Annotated in this window: 24 protein-coding genes and 2 tRNA genes; 21 read left to right on the top strand and 5 right to left on the bottom strand. The window is 70.6% G+C overall.

The window, feature by feature from the left end; genetic code table 11:
* Positions 1-17 precede the first annotated feature (17 nt).
* Entirely contained in the window at positions 18-170 is a 153-nt protein-coding gene (locus tag ACIQFZ_RS07685; RefSeq protein ID WP_361412767.1) for a hypothetical protein, read from the top strand.
* Between the two features lie 103 nt (positions 171-273).
* On the opposite strand, the gene ACIQFZ_RS07690 is transcribed toward ACIQFZ_RS07685, so the two are convergent.
* Positions 274-834: a CGNR zinc finger domain-containing protein gene (locus tag ACIQFZ_RS07690; RefSeq protein ID WP_365425752.1), complete on the bottom strand. Its 561-nt coding sequence runs from the start codon at positions 832-834 to the stop codon at positions 274-276.
* A 235-nt stretch (positions 835-1,069) separates the two neighbouring features.
* Positions 1,070-1,483, bottom strand: coding sequence for an SsgA family sporulation/cell division regulator (locus tag ACIQFZ_RS07695; RefSeq protein WP_004002642.1), 414 nt, complete (start codon positions 1,481-1,483; stop codon positions 1,070-1,072).
* 192 nt (positions 1,484-1,675) lie between these two features.
* Here ACIQFZ_RS07695 and ACIQFZ_RS07700 point away from each other — a divergent pair, with 192 nt between their 5' ends.
* The 4 genes from ACIQFZ_RS07700 to ACIQFZ_RS07715 all read left to right on the top strand — a co-directional run bounded on the left by ACIQFZ_RS07700 (position 1,676) and on the right by ACIQFZ_RS07715 (position 3,177).
* Positions 1,676-2,140, top strand: coding sequence for a TIGR02611 family protein (locus ACIQFZ_RS07700; protein ID WP_402690819.1), 465 nt, complete (start codon positions 1,676-1,678; stop codon positions 2,138-2,140).
* 81 nt (positions 2,141-2,221) lie between these two features.
* Positions 2,222-2,293, top strand: a tRNA-Val gene (locus ACIQFZ_RS07705).
* Between the two features lie 326 nt (positions 2,294-2,619).
* A complete protein-coding gene (locus tag ACIQFZ_RS07710) occupies positions 2,620-3,066 on the top strand; it encodes an SRPBCC family protein (RefSeq protein WP_365421919.1) in 447 nt (148 codons plus the stop codon).
* 39 nt (positions 3,067-3,105) lie between these two features.
* A tRNA-Val gene (locus tag ACIQFZ_RS07715) sits at positions 3,106-3,177 on the top strand.
* A gap of 45 nt (positions 3,178-3,222) precedes the next feature.
* On the opposite strand, the gene ACIQFZ_RS07720 is transcribed toward ACIQFZ_RS07715, so the two are convergent.
* Entirely contained in the window at positions 3,223-3,951 is a 729-nt protein-coding gene (locus tag ACIQFZ_RS07720; protein WP_365421918.1) for a 3'-5' exonuclease, read from the bottom strand.
* A 181-nt stretch (positions 3,952-4,132) separates the two neighbouring features.
* Between ACIQFZ_RS07720 and ACIQFZ_RS07725 the strand changes: the two genes are divergently transcribed.
* From ACIQFZ_RS07725 to ACIQFZ_RS07740, 4 genes are all read left to right on the top strand, one after another.
* Positions 4,133-4,699, top strand: coding sequence for a DUF4365 domain-containing protein (locus tag ACIQFZ_RS07725; protein ID WP_365421915.1), 567 nt, complete (start codon positions 4,133-4,135; stop codon positions 4,697-4,699).
* Positions 4,696-5,931 carry a hypothetical protein gene (locus ACIQFZ_RS07730; protein ID WP_402690820.1) on the top strand — a complete coding sequence of 412 codons (1,236 nt, stop codon included), beginning with the start codon at positions 4,696-4,698 and terminating at the stop codon, positions 5,929-5,931. The genes ACIQFZ_RS07725 and ACIQFZ_RS07730 overlap by 4 nt, the downstream gene beginning before the upstream one ends.
* A 131-nt stretch (positions 5,932-6,062) precedes the next feature.
* Complete coding sequence (gene thrS / locus ACIQFZ_RS07735; protein WP_365421909.1) at positions 6,063-8,039, top strand: threonine--tRNA ligase; 1,977 nt, start codon at positions 6,063-6,065, stop codon at positions 8,037-8,039.
* A 90-nt stretch (positions 8,040-8,129) separates the two neighbouring features.
* A complete protein-coding gene (locus tag ACIQFZ_RS07740) occupies positions 8,130-8,675 on the top strand; it encodes an HIT domain-containing protein (protein WP_365421907.1) in 546 nt (181 codons plus the stop codon).
* 21 nt (positions 8,676-8,696) lie between these two features.
* Here the strand turns inward: ACIQFZ_RS07740 and ACIQFZ_RS07745 are convergent, their stop codons facing one another.
* Together ACIQFZ_RS07745 and ACIQFZ_RS07750 are read right to left on the bottom strand one after the other, a co-directional pair.
* A complete protein-coding gene (locus ACIQFZ_RS07745; RefSeq protein WP_365421904.1) occupies positions 8,697-10,364 on the bottom strand; it encodes a hypothetical protein in 1,668 nt (555 codons plus the stop codon).
* Positions 10,365-10,531: 167 nt separating this feature from the next.
* Positions 10,532-12,730 (bottom strand): elongation factor G-like protein EF-G2, encoded by a 2,199-nt coding sequence (locus tag ACIQFZ_RS07750; RefSeq protein ID WP_376652325.1) that lies wholly within the window; start codon positions 12,728-12,730, stop codon positions 10,532-10,534.
* A 227-nt stretch (positions 12,731-12,957) separates the two neighbouring features.
* Between ACIQFZ_RS07750 and pgsA the strand changes: the two genes are divergently transcribed.
* From pgsA to secD, 12 genes are all read left to right on the top strand, one after another.
* Positions 12,958-13,686 (top strand): phosphatidylinositol phosphate synthase, encoded by a 729-nt coding sequence (gene pgsA, locus ACIQFZ_RS07755; RefSeq protein ID WP_361412882.1) that lies wholly within the window; start codon positions 12,958-12,960, stop codon positions 13,684-13,686.
* Positions 13,683-14,612 carry a phosphatidylinositol mannoside acyltransferase gene (locus ACIQFZ_RS07760; protein WP_365421893.1) on the top strand — a complete coding sequence of 310 codons (930 nt, stop codon included), beginning with the start codon at positions 13,683-13,685 and terminating at the stop codon, positions 14,610-14,612. The genes pgsA and ACIQFZ_RS07760 overlap by 4 nt, the downstream gene beginning before the upstream one ends.
* Entirely contained in the window at positions 14,609-15,772 is a 1,164-nt protein-coding gene (locus ACIQFZ_RS07765) for a glycosyltransferase family 4 protein (protein ID WP_365421891.1), read from the top strand. Before ACIQFZ_RS07760 ends, ACIQFZ_RS07765 begins: the two co-directional genes overlap by 4 nt.
* 60 nt (positions 15,773-15,832) lie before the next feature.
* A complete protein-coding gene (locus ACIQFZ_RS07770) occupies positions 15,833-16,384 on the top strand; it encodes a hypothetical protein (protein WP_402690821.1) in 552 nt (183 codons plus the stop codon).
* 138 nt (positions 16,385-16,522) lie between these two features.
* A complete protein-coding gene (pdxS, locus tag ACIQFZ_RS07775; protein WP_402690822.1) occupies positions 16,523-17,437 on the top strand; it encodes a pyridoxal 5'-phosphate synthase lyase subunit PdxS in 915 nt (304 codons plus the stop codon).
* A gap of 41 nt (positions 17,438-17,478) precedes the next feature.
* Positions 17,479-18,087: a pyridoxal 5'-phosphate synthase glutaminase subunit PdxT gene (gene pdxT, locus ACIQFZ_RS07780; protein WP_361412752.1), complete on the top strand. Its 609-nt coding sequence runs from the start codon at positions 17,479-17,481 to the stop codon at positions 18,085-18,087.
* Positions 18,088-18,134: 47 nt separating this feature from the next.
* A complete protein-coding gene (locus tag ACIQFZ_RS07785) occupies positions 18,135-18,887 on the top strand; it encodes a YebC/PmpR family DNA-binding transcriptional regulator (RefSeq protein ID WP_365421881.1) in 753 nt (250 codons plus the stop codon).
* Positions 18,888-19,033: 146 nt separating this feature from the next.
* Positions 19,034-19,582: a crossover junction endodeoxyribonuclease RuvC gene (gene ruvC, locus ACIQFZ_RS07790; RefSeq protein ID WP_365421878.1), complete on the top strand. Its 549-nt coding sequence runs from the start codon at positions 19,034-19,036 to the stop codon at positions 19,580-19,582.
* A complete protein-coding gene (ruvA, locus tag ACIQFZ_RS07795) occupies positions 19,579-20,184 on the top strand; it encodes a Holliday junction branch migration protein RuvA (protein WP_361412749.1) in 606 nt (201 codons plus the stop codon). The genes ruvC and ruvA overlap by 4 nt, the downstream gene beginning before the upstream one ends.
* Positions 20,185-20,199: 15 nt before the next feature.
* Complete coding sequence (gene ruvB, locus ACIQFZ_RS07800) at positions 20,200-21,294, top strand: Holliday junction branch migration DNA helicase RuvB (RefSeq protein WP_365421875.1); 1,095 nt, start codon at positions 20,200-20,202, stop codon at positions 21,292-21,294.
* A gap of 164 nt (positions 21,295-21,458) precedes the next feature.
* Positions 21,459-21,950, top strand: a complete 492-nt coding sequence (yajC, locus tag ACIQFZ_RS07805) for a preprotein translocase subunit YajC (protein ID WP_365421872.1) — start codon at positions 21,459-21,461, stop codon at positions 21,948-21,950.
* A gap of 134 nt (positions 21,951-22,084) precedes the next feature.
* Complete coding sequence (secD, locus tag ACIQFZ_RS07810) at positions 22,085-23,854, top strand: protein translocase subunit SecD (RefSeq protein WP_402690823.1); 1,770 nt, start codon at positions 22,085-22,087, stop codon at positions 23,852-23,854.

A 23,854-nucleotide genomic window follows, 5' to 3' on the forward strand; every position in this document is an offset into this window, starting at 1 on the left:
GTCATCATCGCCCCGAGATGGTGGACACGACACAGAGCGAGTCCGCGCCGCCTCAGGACGAGCCGCGCGGATGTCTCTTCGCCCTTTCCCAGCCGCCGCTGATGATCTTCCTTGCGGTGATCGGGTGTCTGCTGCTCATGGCTTCGTTGCACGACCTGCTGTTGCTGTGAGCCGTATCCGTGGGTCCTCGGCGTCACCCGCCGGGGACCACGACAACCATCGACACGGCGCCGGGACGCCGGCCCCGGACAGGTCCGTCACCCGACCCTCCGCTCAGCCGGCCGCCTCCTTGCGGCGCGCCCGGTAGGCGGCCACATGCAGACGGTTGCCGCACGTACGGCTGTCGCAGTACCGCCGCGAGCGGTTGCGGGACAGATCGACGAAAGCACGCCGGCAGTCGGGAGCCTCGCAGCGCCGCAGCCGCTCCCGCTCCCCGGCCACCACGAAGAACGCGAGTGCCATCCCGCAGTCGGCGGCCAGATGATCGGCCACAGAGGCACCGGGCGCGAAGTAGTGGACATGCCAGTCGTACCCGTCGTGGTCCGTCAGCCGGGGCGTGGTGCCCGCGGCGGCCACCAGCTCGTTGATCATGCCCGCGGCCGTCCGGCAGTCCGGGGCCGCGAAGATCCCCGCGAACCGGCCGCGGATCCTGCGCACCGCGGAGAGATCGAACTCCGACAGCACACCCACATCGCTCATCTTGTGGTTCGCCACGAAATCCGCGAGCGCCGCGACGTCCGCCAGCCCGTCCGGTGCCCCGTCGTCCTCCGGTGCGGTGTTCACCAGATCCACCACGGAGTCCAGCGCGCACCGGGTGTCGTGGGTGATCAGCACGTTTCGCTCCCTGGCCTGGGGATCGGGCACACGCCCGCCGATGCAGGCCGATGGTAGTGGCTCCACGCGCCCCCGAGCAGCTCACGGCGCCGCTGCCGCGGCCACGCGAGCACACCGGCACCAGCCCCCACGGGAGACCGGTGCCGGTGTGTTCGCGTATGCGGTTGTCCTGGCCCGAGCCGTCTCCCCGAGTGGACGGCAACGGGCTGCTTGAAGGGTTTCGACGGGTCTGCCCCTAACTTTCCGCGAGGATGTGCGACAACTCCTGATCCAGATCGAAGTGCCGGTGTTCCGTGCCGGGGGGCACGGCCGCGTCCGTTCGCTTCAGGAAGGACTCCAGGGCCCGCGCCGGGGCCTCCAGCAGGGCTTCGCCCTCCGGAGAGCTCAGGGCGATGCACACGACGCCCTGGCCATGGCTACGCGAGGGCCAGACACGGACGTCTCCGGTACCCGTGGGTCGGTGAAGCCCCTCGGCGAGGAGGTCGCGGGCGAACACCCACTCGACGGTCTCCTCGGCTCCGGTGTGGAAGGTGGCGTGCACGGCGTAAGGATCGGCCGTGTCGTACCGCAGGCCTGCGGGGACAGGCAGAGAGGACTCGCTCGATACAACGAGGCGCAGGTGCAGCTCGCAGCTGACCGTGGTGTTCATAAGCGCCAGGGCCTTTCGCTCAGTGTGCGCTCGGGGATTCGCACGTCGGCGAAATCGACATGCCACCTACGGTGCCGTTGTAAACCCCTCTGAGTGTTTTGCTTGGCTTTACGTAACTCTTCCGGCGGAGGGTGTGTTCGTACGGTACGCCCATTCCGGTGACCGGATTCTCGTCCGGTACGGTTGAACCGTATGAATACGGTGAGTGACGAACCGGAGGGGTCGGCCGAGGTGCCGGGACGAGCGAAGGCCGAGGCGGAGGCGGGCGAGACGCGGGACCGGCGCGGGCTGGGGTCGCGGGCTCCGGCGTTCGTCCGGTCACGCCGCGTGCTGCACCTGGGCTGGCAGGCGGGGATCTTCCTCGCCGGACTCCTGGTCGTGATCGCCGGCGTCGTCATGCTCGCGCTGCCCGGACCGGGCTGGGTGGTGATCTTCGGCGGCATGGCGATCTGGGCCACCGAGTTCGTCTGGGCCCAGCTCGTGCTGCGCTGGACCAAGCGCAAGGTCACGGAGGCGGCCCAGCAGGCCCTCGATCCCGAGGTGCGCCGCCGCAACATCGCGCTTACCCTGACCGGCCTGGTGATCGTCGCAGCGCTGGCCGGGGTGTACGTCTGGAGGTTCGGCCTGGTGCCGCCCTGGGACGCCGGCGGCCGCTGAGCGCGGCCGGTGGCGGCCCGGCGCTCGCCGGGCTGTGGTCCCGGGCATCTGCTGACATGCGGTAATGTTCTCTCTGTGCCCGGGCGATTAGCTCAGTGGGAGAGCGCTTCGTTCACACCGAAGAGGTCACTGGTTCGAACCCAGTATCGCCCACCCGGAACCGGCGGCCCGTCTGCGATCACGCGGACGGGCCGCCGGCGTATGTGCGGGGTGCCAGAGAGCGCGGTGACGATCCGTTACTTCTGAGTGCGGCGCCGGCGAACGCGCCGAGAAGTCGACCACCCGTCCCGTTCTTCCCGAAGAAGTATTTGAGGATCAAGGAGAAGGCCGACTTCCGGGACTATGTCCTATTCCGGGAGAAGTTCCGGACGTTGCCGCCGGAGGAAATGGCCGGACCTTTTCCAAAACTCCGTCACCTTTCTTCGCGGGTACGGAAGGAGAGATCCCGAACCGGCCTGCGCCCGGTCCAGACTCGTCCCATGGACTGGACCCACTACCGCTTCCGCACGCGGTGGACGCTGCCCGCACCGCCCGACGCGGTCTACCGGGCACTGGAACGGGTCGAGGACTACCCCCGCTGGTGGCGGCAGGTGCGCGAGGTGACCCGGACCGACGCGGCGACCGGCGTCATCCGGATCCGCTCCCTCCTGCCCTACGACCTGACCTTCACCGCGCGCGAGGTACGCCGCGACCCGGCCGCCGGAGTCCTGGAGGCCGAGCTCACCGGGGACGTCGACGGCTGGGCGCGCTGGACGCTCACCGCGCACGGCACCGGCACCCTCGCCCGCTACGACCAGGTCGTCGACGTGAACAAACCGCTGCTCAGGCGGTTCGCCGTGCCCGGCCGGCCCCTCTTTCGCGCGAACCACCGGCTGATGATGCGAGCCGGACGACGCGGACTGGCCGCACACCTGGAAGCGGTTTGAACGAACGCCCCGCAGACCTGTATGGTTCAGTGCGTTCCCGGGCGATTAGCTCAGTGGGAGAGCGCTTCGTTCACACCGAAGAGGTCACTGGTTCGAACCCAGTATCGCCCACCGGGTAAGGCCGGTCCGCACAGGCGGACCGGTCTTTTCTCATGCCTACGCGGCCGCCGCCGGCAGGTCCGGACGCAGCGGCCACGACGGGTCCACCGTCTCCTCGGTCCCGCTGCGCGCGAACCACGCCTGAAGACCGCGGGCCTGCGCCGCGTGCCATCCCGTCTGCAGCGTGTGCAGTTCCGCCGGGGTCAGCCGCTCCAGTCGGGCCGCGAAGCGGCGGCCGAGCGCGCGGACCACTTCCAGCGCGGCCAGGGCGTCCGCCCCCGCGTCGTGCGCGTCCTGCAGGGCCACGCCGTAGTGCGCGCACAGATCGGTGAGGGTGCGCCTGCCCTTGCGGTAGCGGTCGAGATGCTTGTCCAGCACCCGCGGATCCAGCACCCGCAGCGGCGACGCCTCGAACCAGCCGTCCAGCGACGAGGCCCGATGGCGACGCAACTCCCGGTCCAGCAGCGTCAGATCGAACGGCGCGTTCATCACCACCAGCGGCCGCCCCAGAGCGGCCTGCTCCGCCAGCTCCTCGGCCAGCTCGTGCATCACCGGCGCCGGCCAGCGCCCGTTGCGCTGGAGATGCTCATCGGTCAGCCCGTGCACCGCCGTCGCCGCCTCCGGAACCGGCACGCCGGGATTCACCAGCCAGCGGTGAACCCGTGGCCGGAAGCCCGGGGCGTCCTGGACGACGACGGCGGCCGACACGATGCGGTCGGTCTCGACGTCGACGCCCGTCGTCTCCGTGTCGAACGCGGCCAGAGGCCCCTCGTACCAGCACGTCATACGCCCACAACTCCTCCGTCCATCTGGACAGCTGACGCGACGTCTCCTGCGTTCGCCTTCTGCCCGTTTGGTGATACCCGGGCTGTTTGCGCCGTACGCCGGAAGGACACAACAGGAGTGCGGGTCTTTGCAGTTCACGCGCCCGCAGCGGGGATTCACCAATCATGGAAGGCTGTTGGTCATGGTGATCGCGCAGCCCGAGCGGGGCGGGCTGCTGCCCGAGCGCGCGAGCGCCCCACGGGGCTCACTCGCCACCACCGCCTGCATGGAGACACTTCAGGTGGGCTATCTGCACGCGGTCGCCGCGGCGGCCGGCTGCTCGCTGTCGCAGCCCTTCCCCGACAACGGCATCGACTGGCACGTCAGCCACAGCGCCCCCGGACACACCGTCGACGACGAGGTGACCATCAAGGTGCAGCTGAAGTGCACCTACCAGGTACCGCCCAACCCCCCGGGCCGGTTCTTCTCCTTCACGCTGGACAACGCCCACCTGGCGAAACTCGCCCGCACCCCGGTCTCGGTGCACAAGATCCTCGTCGTGATGATCGTGCCCCGGTCGCAGGACCAGTGGCTGCGCGCCGGCCACGACCGGCTCGACCTCAGGCACTGCTGCTACTGGGTCAACCTCGCCGGCCACCCCCTCACCGGACGGCACCGCACCACCGTGCGGATCCCGACCTCGCGCATCTTCGACGACCGGGCCCTGTGCGAGATCATGACGCGGGTCGGGACGGGAGGCAGACCATGACACACCGCCCCCTCGACGAGCCGCTGCGAGCGGTGCGGCCGCACCCCGTCGACGCCCACCGCAAGCGCCTCCCCGCGCCCTCCGACGTCGACCCCGCCGTCCTCGGGGCCCTGCTGCGCCGGCACGGCTGGCAGCGGCGCGGCGGCGCCGCCGGCCGCTACGGCCGCTGGACCCCGTCCGGCCCCGGCGGTGCCGGCACCAGCCTGCTGGTGCCAGAGAGCCGCGCCTTCCCCGACAGCGACGACCTGCTCGGCGAGGCACTGGATGCCCTCGCCCGCAGCGGCACGCCCTCCGCGCGTGAGGTACTGGTCGCGCTCACCCGGCCCAGCGACGAGATCCGCTGGTGGCGGGATGTGCCGGAAGGACCGGCCGACGCCGCCGGCTGGACCGTCGAGGAACGGCTGCGCGGCGCCGCCCGGCAGATGCTGCTCGCCGCCGCGCTCGCCACACGCGCGCGTGCCGGCTACCACGGCGCCCGCCACCGGCGCTCGGCCGCCGCGTGCCTGGACCAGGTCCTCGTCGGCTCCGCCGCCGACGGCCGCGGCTTGACCGCCTTCGTCCCCGTCGACCCCGGACGCCCCCTCGCCGTATGCCTCCACCAGGCCCTGTACGCCGTCCGCGAGGCCGTCGACTACCGCCGGGCCACCGGCGCCATGGAAGCCTTCGACGGTGCCGTCCGCGCGGGCGCCAGCCGTGAACTCACCGAGGCCGTCGTCGCCCTCGTCCGCGGCACCGAGGGCGCGCGCGTCGCCGTCGAGTGGGCGCCCGCCGCAGGCGTCCCCGAGGCCTGCGCGGCCGCCGCCGAGGCCGTCGAGTTCTCGCCGGGCGACCTGCCCGTGCTGCGCGAGGCCGGCGCCCGCTATCTGCGCGCCGAACCGTCGGTGCCCGCGCGGATCACCGGCACCGTGGTGCGGATGCGCAGAGCGCAGCCGCGCGGCGAGGGCACCGTACGGCTGCGGGTGCTCGCGGGCGCCGAAGTGCCGTACGTGCGCGCGACCCTGGACGAGGAGGACTACCGCATCGCCGGGCACGCCCACCTCGTCGGACTGCCCGTACGCGTGCTCGGACGGCTGGAGAGCCGCGGTGGCTTCCGCCGGCTCACGGGCGCCTCCGGCGTCGTACCCGTTGAGGTGGACGACGAGGAGCGGGACCGGCTGATGAAGTCGTTGCAGGAGAACGCCAAGGACACGGACTACTTCGAGGAGGCGTGCGGCGGGGACGACCACGACTGACGCGAACGACTGCGACCGACCGTGGACCGTGCGTAATCGTTTCGCGGTCACGGGCCCGGGGTCGGTACGATCCCAGTCATGCGCGCGCTCCAGGTATGGCGCCGCACCCCACCTGCAGTCAGGAGAGACCGGTGTCAGACGTCCGTGTGATCATCCAACGCGATTCCGAGCGGGAAGAGCGCACGGTGACGACGGGCACCACGGCCGCCGACCTCTTCGCCGGCGAGCGCTCGATCGTCGCCGCGCGTGTCGGCGGCGAACTCAAGGACCTCGCCTACGAGGTCGAGGACGGCGAGACCGTCGAGGGCGTCGAGATCTCCTCCGAGGACGGCCTCAACATCCTGCGCCACTCCACCGCGCACGTCATGGCGCAGGCCGTGCAGGAGATCTTCCCCGAGGCCAAGCTGGGCATCGGCCCGCCGGTCAGGGACGGCTTCTACTACGACTTCGACGTCGAGAAGCCGTTCACGCCCGAGGATCTCAAGGCCATCGAGAAGAAGATGCAGGAGATCCAGAAGCGGGGCCAGCGCTTCTCCCGCCGCGCCGTCAGCGACGAGGCCGCCCGCGAGGAGCTGGCCGACGAGCCGTACAAGCTGGAGCTGATCGGTCTCAAGGGTTCCGCGTCGCACGACGACGGAGCGGACGTCGAGGTCGGCGCCGGCGAGCTGACGATCTACGACAACCTGGACGCCAAGACCGGCGAGCTGTGCTGGAAGGACCTCTGCCGCGGTCCCCACCTGCCCTCCACCCGGCTGATCCCGGCGTTCAAGCTGATGCGCAACGCCTCGGCCTACTGGCGCGGCAACGAGAAGAACAAGCAGCTCCAGCGCATCTACGGCACCGCCTGGCCGTCCAAGGACGAGCTGAAGGCGTACCTCGACTTCCTCGCCGAGGCCGAGAAGCGCGACCACCGCAAGCTGGGCAACGAGCTGGACCTGTTCTCCATCCCCGAGCAGATCGGCTCCGGTCTGGCGGTCTTCCACCCCAAGGGCGGCATCATCCGCCGCGTGATGGAGGACTACTCGCGCCGCCGCCACGAGGAGGAGGGCTACGAGTTCGTCTACACCCCGCACGCGACCAAGGGGAAGCTCTTCGAGACCTCGGGCCATCTGGACTGGTACGCCGAGGGCATGTACCCGCCCATGCAGCTCGACGAGGGCGTGGACTACTACCTCAAGCCCATGAACTGCCCGATGCACAACCTGATCTTCGACGCGCGCGGGCGGTCGTACCGGGAACTGCCCCTGCGGCTCTTCGAGTTCGGCACGGTCTACCGCTACGAGAAGTCGGGCGTCGTACACGGCCTGACCCGTGCCCGCGGCTTCACCCAGGACGACGCGCACATCTACTGCACCCGCGAGCAGATGGCCGACGAGCTCGACAAGACGCTCACCTTCGTGCTGAACCTGCTGCGCGACTACGGCCTGACCGACTTCTACCTGGAGCTGTCCACCAAGGACCCGGAGAAGTACGTCGGCTCCGACGAGGTCTGGGAAGAGGCCACCGAGACCCTGCGCCAGGTCGGCGAGAAGCAGGGCCTGCAGCTGGTCCCGGACCCGGGCGGCGCGGCCTTCTACGGCCCGAAGATCTCCGTCCAGGTCAAGGACGCCATCGGCCGCACCTGGCAGATGTCGACGGTCCAGCTCGACTTCAACCTGCCCGAGCGCTTCGACCTGGAGTACACGGCCGCGGACGGCTCCAAGCAGCGCCCGGTCATGATCCACCGCGCGCTGTTCGGCAGCATCGAGCGGTTCTTCGCGGTGCTGCTCGAGCACTACGCGGGCGCGTTCCCGGCATGGCTGGCGCCCGTGCAGGCGGTCGGCATCCCGGTCGGCGACGCCCACGTGGAGTACCTCCAGAAGTTCGCCGCGGACGCGAAGAAGAAGGGCCTGCGCGTCGAGGTGGACTCCTCCTCGGACCGTATGCAGAAGAAGATCAGGACGCATCAGAAGCTCAAGGTGCCGTTCATGATCATCGTCGGCGACGACGACATGAACGCGGGCACGGTGTCGTTCCGCTACCGCGACGGTTCACAGGAGAACGGCATTCCGCGTGACGAGGCGCTGGCGAAGCTCCTCGACGTGGTGGAGCGCCGCGTACAGGTGTGATGCGGCGGCCACCGACATAGGCCTTCAGGCCCCCGGGGTATCCCTGGGGGCCTTTGCCTGTCCGCAGGTCGCACGCCATATGCTGCACGCATGACGAGTGAGCCGGAACAGCAGATCGGAGTGGGGACGCAGGACGCGTTCCAGCGCCTGTGGACGCCCCATCGGATGGCCTACATCCAGGGCGAGAACAAGCCGAGCGGCCCCGGTGCCGACGACGGCTGCCCCTTCTGCTCGATCCCGGCCAAGTCCGACGAGGACGGGCTGATCGTCCGGCGCGGCGAGCTGGTGTACGCGGTGCTCAATCTGTACCCCTACAACGGCGGCCACCTGATGACCGTGCCCTACCGCCACGTCGCCGACTACACGGACCTGACCGAGGCGGAGACCGCGGAGCTGGCGGAGCTGACCAAGCAGGCGATGCGCGCGCTGCGCGCCGCCTCCGGCGCCCATGGCTTCAACATCGGCATGAACCAGGGCACGGTCGCCGGCGCCGGTATCGCCGCCCATCTGCACCAGCACATCGTGCCCCGCTGGGGCGGTGACACGAACTTCATGCCGGTGGTCGGCCACACGAAGGTCCTGCCGCAGCTCCTCGCCGACACCCGCACGATGCTCGCGGAGGCCTGGCAGGCGTAGCCCGCTCGGCGGGCGTACGCCTCACGCGTCGTAGGAGTCGGCCTTCCTCGGTGACACGTCCTGGACGGCGCCGCTGAGGACCGCGGAGCGGGTGCCGAACTTCTCGACGTTCACGCCGTTCTCCTTGAGGACCTTGAGCGCCGCGGCGTGCACCACCCGCAGCACGGGGGTGGCGGCGCGCAGCGCGTCGTCGGCCATGAAGCGGTGGCGCCAGGGCTGGTCGGCCCAGGCGTGCCGCAGGCCGAACGGCTCAGGCAGGGTGAGGCTGCCGCCGAGCCAGTTCAGCAGGGGCGGGTACCAGGACAGGGGGGCGCGGGCGGCGAGCCGTACCACCTCGTCGGCGTCGATCAGGGGCAGTTTCACCTTGCGGGTCTCCCAGAAGCGGAGCGCCTTCTGGACCGTCTTCTCCTTGGCCGCCGGTTTCTCGTTGAACAAGGGGTTGACCGGTCCCAGGGCGTGGCCGGTGACCTCGATGCGCAGGGTGTCGTGCAGCACCGTCACGGTGACCAGCATGGTGATCACCAGATGGCCGTCCCAGAGGGTCCACTGCACGCCGAGGTAGTGGCGGTCGCCGCTGCCGAACTGCTGCTTGTTGCAGATGTCCTGCATGGCGTGCGTCCTGACCGTGTACGTCTCGACGTCGGCGCCGCTCGGCCGGGAGACCTCCTTGGCGTTCTCCCCGATCGGTGTGACGACCCAGTGGGTGACGGTCGGCTTGGGGAAGCCGCCGGTGTTGATGGAGGTGCGTTCGAGCATGGCCAGGCCGCCCTGGATCGCGGTGATGACGTCCCAGCTGCGGAAGGGGTGGAACTCCTTGCCCGGTTCGGCGGAGACCAGTTCCTCGGCCAGCTGCCAGCTGCCCCAGCGCGTGCCCATGCCGAGTATGCCCTTGGGGCCGGCGTAGAAGACGGAGTTGGAGCGCTGCTCGGCGCTGAGCCGGGCGAGTTCCTTGCGTACTTGTTCGGCCGCGTCGCCGGGGTTGCCCGGTACGGCTTCGGGGATCTTGGCGCCCACGCCACCGCCGGTCAGGAGGCCTTCCCAGCGCTCCCGCAGTTCGCGCGCCGAGCGTTCGCAGATCTGCTTGGCCCAGAACCAGCCGATCACCGGCATGACGACCGCCGCGCGTGCGTACCACGCCCAGAAGTCGGTGAAGGGCATCTTGATCAGGAAGAGCACGGCGAGTGCGGCCATGGCCACCAGCAGGGTGTTGGCGAGGGCGCCGGCCCGTTTGTCCTCACGTTTGCCGATGGTGGCGCGCAGGGTGAACACGAGCAGCCACACGAGGAGGCCGGGCAGAAAGAGCACCCCGCACAGTACGGTCACCGCCGTCAGCCAGTTGTCGCGGTCGCGGCGGATGCGGTGGGCGGCCAGGCAGTGCTCCACGACGACCTGGGGTTCGAGGCCGAAGGACTGGATGAGCGGTTTGCGCCCGGCGCCGAGCATGCGGTCGATCACCGCGCGGGAGAAGGCCTCGCCGAACCTGGGGCGGAAGATCTTCGCCCAGGGGCGCGGCAGGCTGACCTTGGACTGGTGCCATTCGTTGTCCGCGGCCAGGATCTTGGTCACTTCGTCGTCCCGGTAGGCGGCCGCGGCGAGCGAGTTGGTCGCCGCCGTCTGCCCCGCCGAGCCGGACAGGGGCACCTGAGCCCCGGGACTGAAATCGAATCCGTCCGTCACTTCCGCCCCCATTGCCGCCGCTCCTGCATCTGCGGCCTTCCCGACTTCCCTGCCCCGCACACCTGTTGATCAGGTCATCAGGGTATCGGCAGCCGAGCGCGCGGACAGGCGGACGGCCGGAGCCGTCCACCTGTACAACGATGCGTTCCAGCGCTCAGGTTGTGCGCCGGGCGCGCCGACTATGAAGCTTCGCGCTCCTGTTGGCGTATCCGTTCGGCCACCTGGGGCGGCATCGGCTCGTGCCGTACGTACCTGCGGTCGAAGCGGGCCGTGCCGTGCGACAGGGAGCGCAGGTCGATCGCGTACCGGCCGATCTCGATCTCGGGCACCTCGGCGCGTATCAGGGTGCGGCCGCTGCCCACCTGTTCGGTGCCCAGTACCCGGCCGCGCCGTCCGGACAGGTCGCTCATCACGGGGCCCACGTAGTCGTCGCCGACCAGCACGGTCACCTCGGCCACCGGTTCCAGGAGGTGGATCCGCGCGTCGGCCGCGGCTTCCCGCAGTGCGAGCGCGCCCGCGGTCTGGAAGGCCGCGTCGGAGGAGTCCACCGAGTGGGCCTTGCCGTCCAGCAGGGTGACCCGTACGTCGATCAGCGGGTGGCCGGCGGCGACGCCCCTGGCGGCCTGGGTCCGTACGCCCTTCTCCACCGAGGGGATGAACTGCCGAGGCACGGCTCCGCCGACGACCTTGTCCACGAACTCGATGCCCGAGCCGCCCGGCAGCGGCTCCACCTCGATCTCGCAGATGGCGTACTGGCCGTGGCCGCCGGACTGCTTGACGTGCCGTCCGCGTCCCGCGGACCGGTCCGCGAACGTCTCGCGCAGCGAGACCCGGTGCGGTACGACGTCGACCTGGACGCCGTAGCGGCTGCGCAGCCGCTCCAGGGCGACGTCGGCGTGGGCCTCGCCCAGGCACCACAGCACCACCTGGTGGGTGTCCTGGTTCTGCTCCAGGCGCATCGTCGGGTCCTCCGCGACCAGTCGGGCCAGGCCCTGGGAGAGCTTGTCCTCGTCGGGTTTGCTGTGGGCCTGGATGGCGAGCGGCAGCAGCGGGTCGGGCATCTGCCACGGCTCCATCAGCAGCGGGTCGTCCTTGGCGGAGAGCGTGTCGCCGGTCTCGGCGCGGCCCAGCTTCGCCACGCACGCGAGGTCGCCGGCGATGACGTGCGTCACCGGGCGCTGCTGCTTGCCGAAGGGCGTGGACAGCGCGCCGACCCGCTCGTCGACGTCGTGGTCCTCGTGTCCGCGGTCGGCCAGGCCGTGTCCGGAGACGTGCACGGTCTCGTCGGGGCGCAGGGTGCCGGAGAAGACGCGGACCAGGGAGACGCGGCCGACGTACGGGTCGGAGGAGGTCTTGACGACCTCGGCGACCAGCGGCCCGTCCGGGTCGCACGGCCGCAGTTCGCGGGGGCCGCCGTCGATGGTGGTGACCGCGGGTGCCTCGTGCTCCAGCGGGGTGGGGAAGCCGCGGGTGATCAGCTCAAGGAGCTCCACGGTGCCGATGCCCTGCTTGGCACCCTCGGCGGCGGGCGCGGCGGCCAGGACGGGGAAGAACGCCCCGCGGGCGACGGCCCGTTCCAGGTCCTCGATGAGTGTCTTGACGTCGACCTGTTCACCGCCGAGGTAGCGGTCCATGAGGGTCTCGTCCTCGCTCTCGGCGATGATGCCCTCGATCAGCCGGTTGCGGGCCTCCTCCAGCTGCGGCAGTTGGTCCTCGCCCGGTTCGGACTCCTTGCGCTCGCCGGAGGAGTAGTCGAACAGCTTCTGTGTCAGCAGTCCGACCAGACCGGTCGCGGGCGCGTGCCCGTCGGGTCCCTGCGGGCCGCGCAGCGGCAGGTAGAGCGGCAGGACGGCGTCGGGGTCGTCCCCGCCGAACGCCTCCGCGCACACCCGCGTCATCTCCTCGAAGTCCGCGCGGGCGGCCTCCAGATGCGTGATCACGATGGCGCGGGGCATGCCGACGGCCGCGCACTCCTCCCAGACCATGCGGGTCGAGCCGTCCACGCCGTCGGAGGCCGAGACGACGAACAGGGCCGCGTCCGCGGCGCGCAGACCGGCCCTGAGCTCCCCGACGAAGTCGGCGTAGCCGGGGGTGTCCAGTACGTTGATCTTGATGCCGTCCCATTCGACGGGCACCAGGGAGAGCTGCACCGAGCGCTGCTGCCGGTGCTCGATCTCGTCGTAGTCCGAGATGCTGCCGCCGTCCTCCACGCGGCCGGCGCGGTTCACCGCTCCCGCGGTCAGCGCGAGAGCCTCCACCAGGGTCGTCTTGCCCGATCCGGAGTGGCCGACCAGCACCACATTGCGTACGGATGCGGGATGGTCGGCCGCCCTTGCCCTGCCGGCGGCTCCGGGGTGGGTCTGCGTCTTGTCGCCCATGATCCTGCCTCCCGTTGAGGGTGAGGTCACTGTGGGCGCGGACACGCGGCACCGCGTGCACTGGCGGCTCCTGCGACGCCCGCGGTCCTTCGAGCTTTCCACTCCCGTCACGCTGCGTCCATACGAAGGACCCGATCCCGCCGTCCACCAGCGCTTGCGCACGGCCGGCCGCCGCTGCCCGCGGAGGTCGGGCGCCCGGCCGCCGCGCACGCGCGTGCGTGGCTACGATGGGCCAGCCGGTGGCCAGCAGGGGCCGCCCGGCGACACCGACCCTCGGGAAGGCCATGCTGAACAAGTACGCGCGTGCATTCTTCACGCGTGTCCTCACACCGTTCGCCGCGTTTCTCATCCGCCGGGGCGTGAGCCCGGACACGGTCACGCTCATCGGGACCGCCGGAGTGGTCGCGGGTGCGCTGGTCTTCTATCCGCGGGGCGAGTTCTTCTGGGGCACGGTCGTGATCACGCTGTTCGTGTTCTCCGACCTCGTCGACGGCAACATGGCCCGCCAGCTCGGCCGCTCCAGCCGCTGGGGCGCTTTCCTGGACTCCACCCTCGACCGGGTCGCCGACGGCGCGATCTTCGGCGGTTTCGCCCTGTGGTACGCGGGTCATGGCAACGACAACGTGCTGTGCGCGGTGTCGATCTTCTGCCTGGCCAGCGGTCAGGTGGTGTCGTACACCAAGGCCCGCGGCGAGTCGATCGGCCTGCCGGTCGCCGTCAACGGGCTGGTCGAGCGTGCCGAGCGGCTGGTGATCTCGCTGGTCGCGGCCGGGTTCGCGGGCCTGCACAAGTTCGGGGTGCCGGGCATCCAGTACCTGCTGCCGATCGCCCTGTGGATCGTCGCCGCGGGCAGCCTGGTCACGCTGATCCAGCGGGTCGTCACGGTGCGCCGGGAGTCCGCCGAGGCGGAGGCCGCGGCGGCCCGGCGGGAGCAGGGGAGCGAGGCGGCGAAATGACCGTCCAGGAGCGGCTCACCGACGGGCTGTACGGCCTGGGCTGGGGCACCGTCAAGAAGCTCCCCGAACCGGTCGCCGCACGGCTCGGCCGCACGGTCGCCGACCTGGCCTGGCGCCAGCGGGGCAAGGGTGTGCGGCGGCTGGAGGGCAACTACGCGCGCGTGGTGCCCGACGCGACCCCCGAGCGCCTCGCCGAACTGTCGCGCGCGGGGATGCGCTCGTACCTGCGCTACTGGATGGAGTCCTTCCGGCTGCCGGCCTGGAGCGCCGAGCGGATCAGGGCGGGCTTCGACCCCAAGGACCTGCACCACCTGACCGACGGCCTGGCGGCCGGCAAGGGCGTCGTCCTCGCCCTGCCCCACCTGGCCAACTGGGACCTGGCCGGCGCCTGGGTCACCACCGAGCTGAAGACGCCGTTCACGACGGTCGCCGAGCGACTGAAGCCGGAGACGCTCTACGACCGGTTCGTCGCCTACCGCGAGGGCCTCGGCATGGAGGTCCTGCCGCACAGCGGCGGCTCCGCGTTCGGCACGCTGGCCCGGCGGCTGCGCGACGGCGGCCTGGTCTGCCTGGTCGCCGACCGCGACCTGTCCGCCTCCGGGGTGGAGGTGACGTTCTTCGGCGAGACGGCCCGGATGCCCGCCGGTCCCGCCCTCCTCGCCCAGCAGACGGGAGCCCTGCTGCTGCCCGTCACCCTCTGGTACGACGACTCGCCCGTCATGCGGGGCCGTGTGCATCCTCCGGTCGACGTCCCCGGGACAGGTACGCGGGCCGAGAGGACGTCTGTCATGACACAGGCGCTGGCCGACGCCTTCGCCACGGGGATCGCCGAGCATCCGGAGGACTGGCACATGCTTCAGCGCTTGTGGCTCGAGGACCTGGATCCCGGACGGGATCCCGCGCATCCCGGGAAGGCGACGGCGTGAGGATCGGCATCGTCTGCCCCTACTCGTGGGACGTGCCCGGTGGTGTGCAGTTCCACATCCGGGACCTGGCGGAGTACTTCATCGGCCTCGGCCACCAGGTGTCCGTCCTCGCCCCCGCGGACGACGACACCCCGCTGCCGCCCTACGTCGTCTCGGCCGGCCGGGCGGTCCCGGTGCCCTACAACGGCTCGGTGGCCCGGCTCAACTTCGGCTTCCTGTCGGCGGCCCGGGTGCGGCGCTGGCTGCACGAGGGCCGGTTCGACGTGATCCACATCCACGAGCCGACCTCGCCGTCGCTGGGCCTGCTGACCTGCTGGGCGGCCCAGGGCCCGATCGTCGCCACGTTCCACACCTCCAATCCCCGGTCGCGGGCGATGATCGCCGCGTACGCCATCCTCCAGGCGGCCCTGGAGAAGATCAGCGCGCGGATCGCGGTGAGCGAGTACGCCCGCCGCACCCTCGTCGAGCACCTCGGCGGCGACGCGGTGGTGATCCCCAACGGCGTCGACGTCGACTTCTTCGCCCAGGCCGAGCCCAAGCCCGAGTGGCAGGGGGACACGATCGGCTTCATCGGCCGCATCGACGAGCCCCGCAAGGGCCTGCCCGTGCTGATGAGGGCGCTGCCCGGGATCCTCGCCGCCCGCCCGGGGGCCCGTCTGCTGGTCGCGGGCCGCGGGGACGAGGAACAGGCCGTGGAGGACCTGCCGAGGGAACTGCGCTCGCGCGTGGAGTTCCTCGGCATGATCAGCGACGAGGACAAGGCGCGTCTCCTGCGCAGCGTCGACCTGTACGTGGCCCCGAACACCGGCGGGGAGAGCTTCGGCATCATCCTGGTCGAGGCCATGTCGGCCGGAGCCCCGGTCCTCGCCTCGGACCTGGACGCCTTCGCCCAGGTCCTGGACCAGGGCAAGGCCGGTGAACTCTTCGCCAACGAGGACGCCGACGCCCTCGCCGAAGCCGCCCTGCGCCTGCTGGCCGACCCGTCCCGCCGAGCCGAACTGCGCGAACGCGGCAGCACCCATGTGCGCCGCTTCGACTGGTCGACCGTCGGCGCCGACATCCTCTCCGTCTACGAGACGGTCACCGCCGGCGCCGCGGCCGTGGCCGCCGACGAACGCGCCACGGGGCTGCGGGCCCGCCTGGGCCTGGCCCGCGACTGACCGCGGCGACTCGTCCGGGACGCAAGGCCCCGGCCAACGGGGCGGGGCGTCCCGGTAGCCTTGCCGCCCGTGACCGTAACGCTCATCTGGATTGTCGTCGCGCTCGTGGCCGTCGGGCTGTATCTGAGCTGGACGGCCGGGCGGCTGGACCGGCTGCACGCCCGTATCGACGCCGCGCGGGCCGCGCTGGACGCGCAGTTGCTGCGGCGGGCCTCGGTGGCGCAGGAACTGGCCACCTCCGGCGTGCTTGACCCGGCCGCCTCCATCGTGCTGTACGAGTCCGCGCACGCCGCGCGGCAGGCCGAGGAGGAGCAACGGGAGGTCGCGGAGAGCGAGTTGAGCCAGGCTCTGCGGGCCGTGTTCGCCGAGGCCCAGCAGGTCGAGGCGGTGCGCGAGGCGCCCGGGGGAGAGGAGGCGGCGCACGAACTGACCGAGGCCGTGCGCAGGGTGCCGATGGCCCGCCGCTTCCACAACGACGCCGTGGGAGCCGCCCGCCGGCTGCGCGAACACCGCAAGGTGCGGTGGTTCCGGCTGGCCGGACACGCCCCGTTCCCGATGGCCTTCGAGATGGACGACGAGCCGCCGACGGCCCTGGCGGAGCGGACCGCCTGACCGGAACCAGTGGCGCCCTTTCGGACGGTGCCGGGCGAAAAGGATCCACCGGGTTCCCATTGGCCCTTGCCGTGGACTGGTCCAATCCCGTTTCCTCGGGGGCGCACCACACCCTCTTCTCACCAAGTGAGGTCACCCGTGTCCACCACGATTTCCGACTCCGCCCAGACCCCCGAGACCGGTACCGCCCGTGTGAAGCGCGGCATGGCCGAGCAGCTCAAGGGCGGCGTGATCATGGACGTCGTCACGCCGGAGCAGGCGAAGATCGCCGAGGACGCGGGCGCCGTCGCGGTCATGGCCCTGGAGCGTGTCCCCGCCGACATCCGCAAGGACGGCGGCGTGGCCCGCATGTCCGACCCGGACATGATCGAGGGCATCATCGACGCCGTCTCCATCCCGGTCATGGCCAAGTCCCGCATCGGCCACTTCGTCGAGGCCCAGGTCCTTCAGTCGCTCGGCGTCGACTACATCGACGAGTCCGAGGTCCTCACCCCGGCCGACGAGGTCAACCACTCCGACAAGTGGGCCTTCACCACCCCCTTCGTCTGCGGCGCCACCAACCTCGGCGAGGCCCTGCGCCGGATCGCCGAGGGCGCCGCGATGATCCGCTCCAAGGGCGAGGCCGGCACCGGCAACGTCGTCGAGGCCGTCCGCCACCTGCGCCAGATCAAGAACGAGATCGCCCGTCTGCGCGGCTACGACAATCATGAGCTGTACGCCGCCGCCAAGGAGCTGCGCGCCCCGTACGAGCTGGTCAAGGAGGTCGCCGAGCTGGGCAAGCTCCCGGTCGTGCTGTTCTCCGCCGGCGGTGTGGCCACCCCCGCCGACGCCGCTCTGATGCGCCAGCTGGGCGCCGAGGGTGTCTTCGTCGGCTCCGGCATCTTCAAGTCCGGCGACCCGGCCAAGCGCGCCGCCGCCATCGTGAAGGCCACCACCTTCTACGACGACCCGAAGATCATCGCGGAGGCGTCCCGCAACCTCGGCGAGGCCATGGTCGGCATCAACTGCGACACCCTTTCCGAGGCCGAGCGCTACGCCAACCGCGGCTGGTGAGCGGGCTCCAAGGGACCGCACGCAGAGAGAACCCCACGTACATGACCGACTCACCCGTCATAGGCGTCCTGGCCCTCCAGGGCGACGTACGGGAGCACCTCATCGCCCTGGCCGCGGCGGACGCCGTGGCCAGGCCGGTGCGGCGCCCCGAAGAGCTCGCCGAGGTCGACGGCCTCGTCCTCCCCGGCGGCGAGTCCACCACCATCTCCAAGCTGGCCGTCCTCTTCGGAGTGATGGACCCCCTCCGCGCGCGCGTGCGGGACGGCCTGCCCGTCTACGGCACCTGCGCCGGCATGATCATGCTCGCCGACAAGATCCTCGACCCGCGTTCGGGCCAGGAGACCATCGGCGGCATCGACATGATCGTGCGCCGCAACGCCTTCGGACGGCAGAACGAGTCCTTCGAGGCCGCCGTCGACGTCAAGGGCGTTCTGGGAGATCCTGTGGAGGGCGTCTTCATCCGCGCCCCCTGGGTCGAGTCCGTCGGCGCCGGGGCCGAGGTGCTCGCCGAGCACGAGGGCCACATCGTCGCGGTCCGCCAGGGCAACGCGCTGGCCACGTCGTTCCACCCGGAGCTGACCGGCGACCACCGTGTGCACGCCCTGTTCGTCGACATGGTGCGCGCGAACCGGACACCGGAGTCCTTGTAGGATTCCTGCGTTCGTACGCAGACGGGTTACGCGAAGGAGACAGGCAGATGTCCGGCCACTCTAAATGGGCCACGACGAAGCACAAGAAGGCCGTCATCGATGCCAAGCGCGGCAAGCTCTTCGCGAAGCTGATCAAGAACATCGAGGTCGCGGCTCGCACGGGCGGCGTCGACCTGGACGGCAACCCGACGCTCTACGACGCCGTGCAGAAGGCCAAGAAGCAGTCGGTGCCGAACAAGAACATCGACTCGGCCATCAAGCGCGGCGGTGGTCTCGAGGCCGGCGGCGCCGACTACGAGACGATCATGTACGAGGGTTACGGGCCGAACGGTGTCGCGGTGCTCATCGAGTGCCTCACCGACAACCGCAACCGCGCCGCCTCGGACGTCCGCGTCGCCATGACCCGCAACGGCGGCTCCATGGCCGACCCGGGCTCGGTGTCGTACCTCTTCCACCGCAAGGGTGTCGTGATCGTCCCCAAGGACGAATTGTCGGAGGACGACGTCCTGACGGCCGTCCTGGACGCGGGCGCCGAGGAGGTCAACGACCTCGGCGAGTCCTTCGAGGTGCTCAGCGAGGCCACCGACCTGGTGGCGGTCCGCACCGCCCTCCAGGAGGCCGGCATCGACTACGACTCCGCCGAGGCCAACTTCGTCCCCACCATGCAGGTGGAGCTGGACGAGGAGGGCGCCAAGAAGATCTTCAAGCTGATCGACGCGCTCGAGGACAGCGACGACGTGCAGAACGTCTTCGCCAACTTCGACGTCAGCGACGAGATCATGGAGAAGGTCGAGGCGTAACCGCCGCCGCGGATCGCCTGGGCTTGTACGGGCCGGTGGGACATTCCCGCCGGCCCGCCGTCGTTGTCGGTGGCAGCGGATAGCCTGGCGTCAGGCAAAGATCACCACCACGGACCGCGACCATGTCACGAGGGGAGGGGGCGCGCGTGCGCGTACTGGGAGTCGACCCCGGCCTCACCCGCTGCGGCGTCGGTGTCGTCGAGGGAGTCGCGGGCCGGCCGCTGACCATGCTCGGCGTCGGCGTCGTCCGCACCCCCGCGGACGCCGACCTGAGCCACCGTCTGGTCGCCGTCGAGCAGGGGATAGAGCGGTGGCTGGACGAGCACCGCCCCGAATACGTGGCGGTGGAACGCGTGTTCAGCCAGCACAACGTGCGCACGGTGATGGGCACTGCCCAGGCCAGCGCCGTGGCGATGCTCTGCGCGGCCCGCCGCGGCATCCCGGTCGCCCTGCACACCCCCAGCGAGGTCAAGGCCGCCGTCACCGGCAGCGGCCGCGCCGACAAGGCGCAGGTCGGCGCCATGGTCACCCGGCTGCTGCGGCTCGCCGCGCCCCCCAAGCCGGCCGACGCCGCCGACGCTCTCGCCCTGGCCATCTGCCACATCTGGCGAGCCCCCGCCCAGAACCGGCTTCAGCAGGCCGTCGCCGCGCACGCGGCCGGACAACCCTCGACAACGAAAGGCCGTACGGCATGATCGCCTTCGTCAGCGGCACGGTCGCAGCCCTCGCCCCCGACGCCGCGGTGGTCGAGGTCGGCGGTGTCGGCATGGCCGTGCAGTGCACCCCGAACACGCTGTCCACGCTCCGCCTCGGCCGGCCGGCCAGGCTCGCCACCTCCCTCGTCGTGCGGGAGGACTCGCTGACCCTGTACGGCTTCGCGGACGACGACGAGCGCCAGGTCTTCGAGCTGCTGCAGACCGCCAGCGGGGTGGGACCGCGGCTCGCCCAGGCAATGCTGGCCGTGCACACGCCCGACGCCCTGCGCCGGGCCGTCGCCACCGGAGACGAGAAGGCCCTCACCGCCGTCCCGGGCATCGGCAAGAAGGGTGCCCAGAAGCTTCTGCTGGAGCTCAAGGACCGGCTCGGCGAGCCTGTCGGCGCACCCGTGGTCGGCGCGCCGGTCACCCAGGGCTGGCGCGACCAGCTGCACGCGGCACTGATCGGCCTCGGATACGCCACCCGCGAGGCCGACGAGGCGGTGACCGCCGTGGCACCCCAGGCCGAGGCCGCCGGGGGCACGCCCCAGGTGGGCCGGTTGCTCAAGGCGGCCCTGCAGACCCTGAACCGAGCCCGCTGAGCCAGGAGTACGTGAGTGAACTGGGACGACACGACCGACACGCCCGCCGCCGAGGAGCGCGTCGGCCCCGGGGCGGACCGGCTGGTGGGTTCCGCCGCCGACGGTGAGGACCAGGCCGTCGAGGCCGCCCTGCGCCCCAAGGACCTGGATGAGTTCATCGGCCAGGAGAAGGTCCGCGAACAGCTCGACCTCGTGCTGCGCGCCGCCCGGGCGCGCGGCGCCACCGCCGACCACGTGCTGCTGTCCGGCGCTCCCGGACTGGGCAAGACCACCCTGTCCATGATCATCGCGGCCGAGATGGGCGCCCCCATCCGCATCACCTCGGGTCCCGCCATCCAGCACGCCGGCGACCTCGCGGCCATCCTGTCCTCCCTCCAGGAGGGCGAGGTGCTCTTCCTCGACGAGATCCACCGCATGTCGAGGCCCGCCGAGGAGATGCTCTACATGGCGATGGAGGACTTCCGGGTCGACGTGATCGTCGGCAAGGGCCCCGGCGCCACCGCCATCCCGCTCGAACTGCCCCCGTTCACCCTCGTGGGCGCCACGACACGCGCGGGCCTGCTGCCGCCTCCGCTGCGCGACCGCTTCGGCTTCACCGCGCACATGGAGTTCTACGGGCCCGCTGAGCTGGAGCGCGTCGTCCACCGCTCGGCGAGCCTCCTCGACGTCCGGATCGACACCGACGGGGCCGCCGAGATCGCCGGCCGCTCCCGGGGCACCCCGCGCATCGCCAACCGCCTGCTGCGCCGCGTCCGCGACTACGCGCAGGTCAAGGCCGACGGGACCATCACGCGCGAGATCGCCGCCGCGGCCCTGGCGGTCTACGAGGTCGACGCCCGCGGCCTCGACCGGCTCGACCGGGCGGTCCTCGAGGCTCTGCTGAAGCTCTTCGGCGGCGGTCCGGTCGGCCTGTCGACGCTCGCGGTCGCCGTGGGGGAGGAGCGCGAGACCGTCGAGGAGGTCGCCGAGCCGTTCCTCGTCCGCGAGGGCCTGCTCGCCCGGACTCCGCGCGGCCGTGTCGCCACCCCCGCCGCCTGGGCGCACCTCGGCCTCACCCCGCCCGGCTCGTCAGCTGCGGGAAACGGACAACAGGGCCTGTTCGGGGCGTGACGGCTGGGGTATTGGCCCGGGGAGGAACCCAGGTGTCATGCTGAGCGTTGTTCCTTGCATGCGGACTCGCCTAGACTCCGCCGATGCTGCCTTGTAGGCAGTACACATACCCCCAACCAATCAGGCCGCTCCCCAGCGCGGTCGTGTGAAGGAAGTTCCGACCCGTGAGTCTCGTGACCCTCCTCCCGTTCATCGTGCTCATCGGGGCCATGTTCCTGATGACCCGGTCGGCCAAGAAGAAGCAGCAGCAGGCCGCGGACATGCGCGACCAGATGCAGCCCGGTAGTGGTGTCCGCACCATCGGGGGCATGTACGCCACGGTCAAGGAGGTCAACGACGACACGGTCCTCCTCGACGCGGGCCCGGGCGTTGAGCTGCTGTTCGCCAAGAACGCGATCGCGACCGTCCTGAGCGACGACGAGTACAACCGCATCGTCCACGGCGTCGAGCACGACCTGAAGTCCGACGCCGACCTCGTCCCCGACGACGCCTCCTCCCTCACCGGTACCGACGAGTCCGCCGACACCGACGGCGCCTCCGACGACAAGCCCATCGACCTCGGCAAGAAGGACGCGGCCGAGGAGCCGGCCGACGCGGCCGAGGCGAAGGCGGAGGACGAGCCGAAGAAGACCGACGGCGACTCCGAGGCGAAGTAGTCACCACCCAGGGCGCGCGGCACGACCTGCGCGCGCCCTGGGATGCGTTCACTTCGCGCGGGATTCCGACACCATGTGATGGCCGTCGCCGAGCTCACCCGGCGCGGGACGGCCCGAGAGGGAGTAGCTAAAAGGTGGCTGTATCCAAAAAGGGACGCAGTGCGAGCGCCCAGAGCAAGCCGGGGCGCTCGCTGGCCCTCATCCTGTTCGCCATCGTGGCGCTCACCGGAGGCATGTTCGTCACCGGCAACACCGCTCCGCGTCTGGGCATCGACCTGGCCGGCGGTACGAGCATCACGTTGCGGGCGGTACCGGAGCGCGGTCAGGAATCCGCGATCAACAAGGCCAACATGGACACGGCCGTCAACATCATGGAACGCCGTGTCAATGGTCTCGGTGTGTCGGAGGCCGAGGTCCAGACCCAGGGGAATGACAACATCATTGTCAACATCCCCAAGGGCACCAACTCCAAGCAGGCCCGGGACCAGGTCGGCACCACCGCGAAGCTGTACTTCCGTCCGGTCCTCGCCACCGACGTCAGCGGCGCCGCCCCGGCCGAGCCGTCGCCCAGCACCTCCCACAAGGCGAGCGACAAGTCCACCGGCAAGGCGACCCCCTCCGGCTCCACGACTCCCTCGGCGAGCGAGACCAAGCAGGGCCGCCCGGTCACCGACGCCCTCAAGGCGGACGCCACCCCGTCCGCGAGCAGCTCACCGGCCAGCCCGAACGCCTCGGCGAGCCCGTCGGCCCCCGCCAGTGCCGCCCCGTCCCCGAGCGGCGGCTCCGGTGACGCGAACAGCAAGCTCCAGGCCCAGTACGCCGCCCTGGACTGCAGCAAGCAGGACGTGCGCGCCACCGCCGGCAAGGGCGTGCTGCCCACCGAGTCGACCGTCGCCTGCGGTCAGAACTCGCAGGGCCAGTGGCAGAAGTACCTGCTCGGCCCCGCCCAGGTGGACGGCACCGACGTCGACAAAGCGCAGGCGGTCTTCGACACACAGGGTGCCTCCGGCTGGATCGTCCAGCTCGACTTCACGAGCAAGGGCGGCAAGAAGTTTGCGGACATCACCGGCAGGCTGGCTCAGAACCAGTCCCCGCAGAACCAGTTCGCCATCGTCCTGGACGGCGACGTGGTCTCGGACCCGTACGTGCGCAGCGCCATCACCGGTGGCAACGCCCAGATCTCGGGCAGTTTCGACCAGCAGTCCGCTCAGAGCCTCGCCAACATGCTGTCCTACGGCTCTCTGCCGCTGACCTTCAAGGAGGACAGCGTCACCACCGTGACCGCCGCGCTCGGCGGCGAGCAGTTGCACGCCGGTCTGATCGCGGGCGCCATCGGCCTGGCCCTGGTCGTGATCTACCTGGTGGTGTACTACCGCGGTCTGGCGATGATCGCCATCACTTCGCTGTTGGTCTCCGCGATGCTGACGTACACCCTCATGTCGCTGCTCGGCCCGACCATCGGCTTCGCGCTGAACCTGCCGGCCGTGTGCGGCGCGATCGTCGCCATCGGCATCACAGCGGACTCGTTCATCGTGTTCTTCGAACGCATAAGGGACGAGATCCGAGAGGGCCGCTCGCTGCGCCCCGCCGTCGAGCGCGGCTGGCCGCGGGCCCGACGCACCGTCCTGGTCTCCGACTTCGTGTCGTTCCTGGCCGCCGCGGTGCTCTTCATCGTCACCGTCGGCAAGGTCCAGGGCTTCGCTTTCACGCTCGGCCTGACCACCCTGCTCGACGTCGTGGTCATCTTCCTGTTCACCAAGCCGCTGATGACGATTCTCGCCCGTCGGAAGTTCTTCGCGAGTGGCCACAGCTGGTCGGGACTGGATCCCAAGCGCCTGGGCGCCAAGCCTCCGCTGCGCCGCACCCGCCGTCCCTCCGCCCCCATCGAGACGAAGGAGGCGTGA

The sequence above is a fragment of the Streptomyces sp. NPDC093064 genome, assembly GCF_044754605.1.
Classification (GTDB): Bacteria; Actinomycetota; Actinomycetes; order Streptomycetales; family Streptomycetaceae; genus Streptomyces.

Bases quoted from the DNA above. Each gene is read 5' to 3' on its own strand.
- ACIQFZ_RS07685 (WP_361412767.1), top strand. From the start codon at position 18: ATGGTGGACACGACACAGAGCGAGTCCGCGCCGCCTCAGGACGAGCCG.
- ACIQFZ_RS07695 (WP_004002642.1), bottom strand. From the start codon at position 1,483: ATGAACACCACGGTCAGCTGCGAGCTGCACCTGCGCCTCGTTGTATCG.
- ACIQFZ_RS07700 (WP_402690819.1), top strand. From the start codon at position 1,676: ATGAATACGGTGAGTGACGAACCGGAGGGGTCGGCCGAGGTGCCGGGA.
- ACIQFZ_RS07710 (WP_365421919.1), top strand. From the start codon at position 2,620: ATGGACTGGACCCACTACCGCTTCCGCACGCGGTGGACGCTGCCCGCA.
- ACIQFZ_RS07720 (WP_365421918.1), bottom strand. From the start codon at position 3,951: ATGACGTGCTGGTACGAGGGGCCTCTGGCCGCGTTCGACACGGAGACG.
- ACIQFZ_RS07725 (WP_365421915.1), top strand. From the start codon at position 4,133: ATGGTGATCGCGCAGCCCGAGCGGGGCGGGCTGCTGCCCGAGCGCGCG.
- ACIQFZ_RS07730 (WP_402690820.1), top strand. From the start codon at position 4,696: ATGACACACCGCCCCCTCGACGAGCCGCTGCGAGCGGTGCGGCCGCAC.
- ACIQFZ_RS07740 (WP_365421907.1), top strand. From the start codon at position 8,130: ATGACGAGTGAGCCGGAACAGCAGATCGGAGTGGGGACGCAGGACGCG.
- ACIQFZ_RS07745 (WP_365421904.1), bottom strand. From the start codon at position 10,364: ATGGGGGCGGAAGTGACGGACGGATTCGATTTCAGTCCCGGGGCTCAG.
- ACIQFZ_RS07750 (WP_376652325.1), bottom strand. From the start codon at position 12,730: ATGGGCGACAAGACGCAGACCCACCCCGGAGCCGCCGGCAGGGCAAGG.
- pgsA (WP_361412882.1), top strand. From the start codon at position 12,958: ATGGGCCAGCCGGTGGCCAGCAGGGGCCGCCCGGCGACACCGACCCTC.
- ACIQFZ_RS07760 (WP_365421893.1), top strand. From the start codon at position 13,683: ATGACCGTCCAGGAGCGGCTCACCGACGGGCTGTACGGCCTGGGCTGG.
- pdxT (WP_361412752.1), top strand. From the start codon at position 17,479: ATGACCGACTCACCCGTCATAGGCGTCCTGGCCCTCCAGGGCGACGTA.
- ACIQFZ_RS07785 (WP_365421881.1), top strand. From the start codon at position 18,135: ATGTCCGGCCACTCTAAATGGGCCACGACGAAGCACAAGAAGGCCGTC.
- ruvA (WP_361412749.1), top strand. From the start codon at position 19,579: ATGATCGCCTTCGTCAGCGGCACGGTCGCAGCCCTCGCCCCCGACGCC.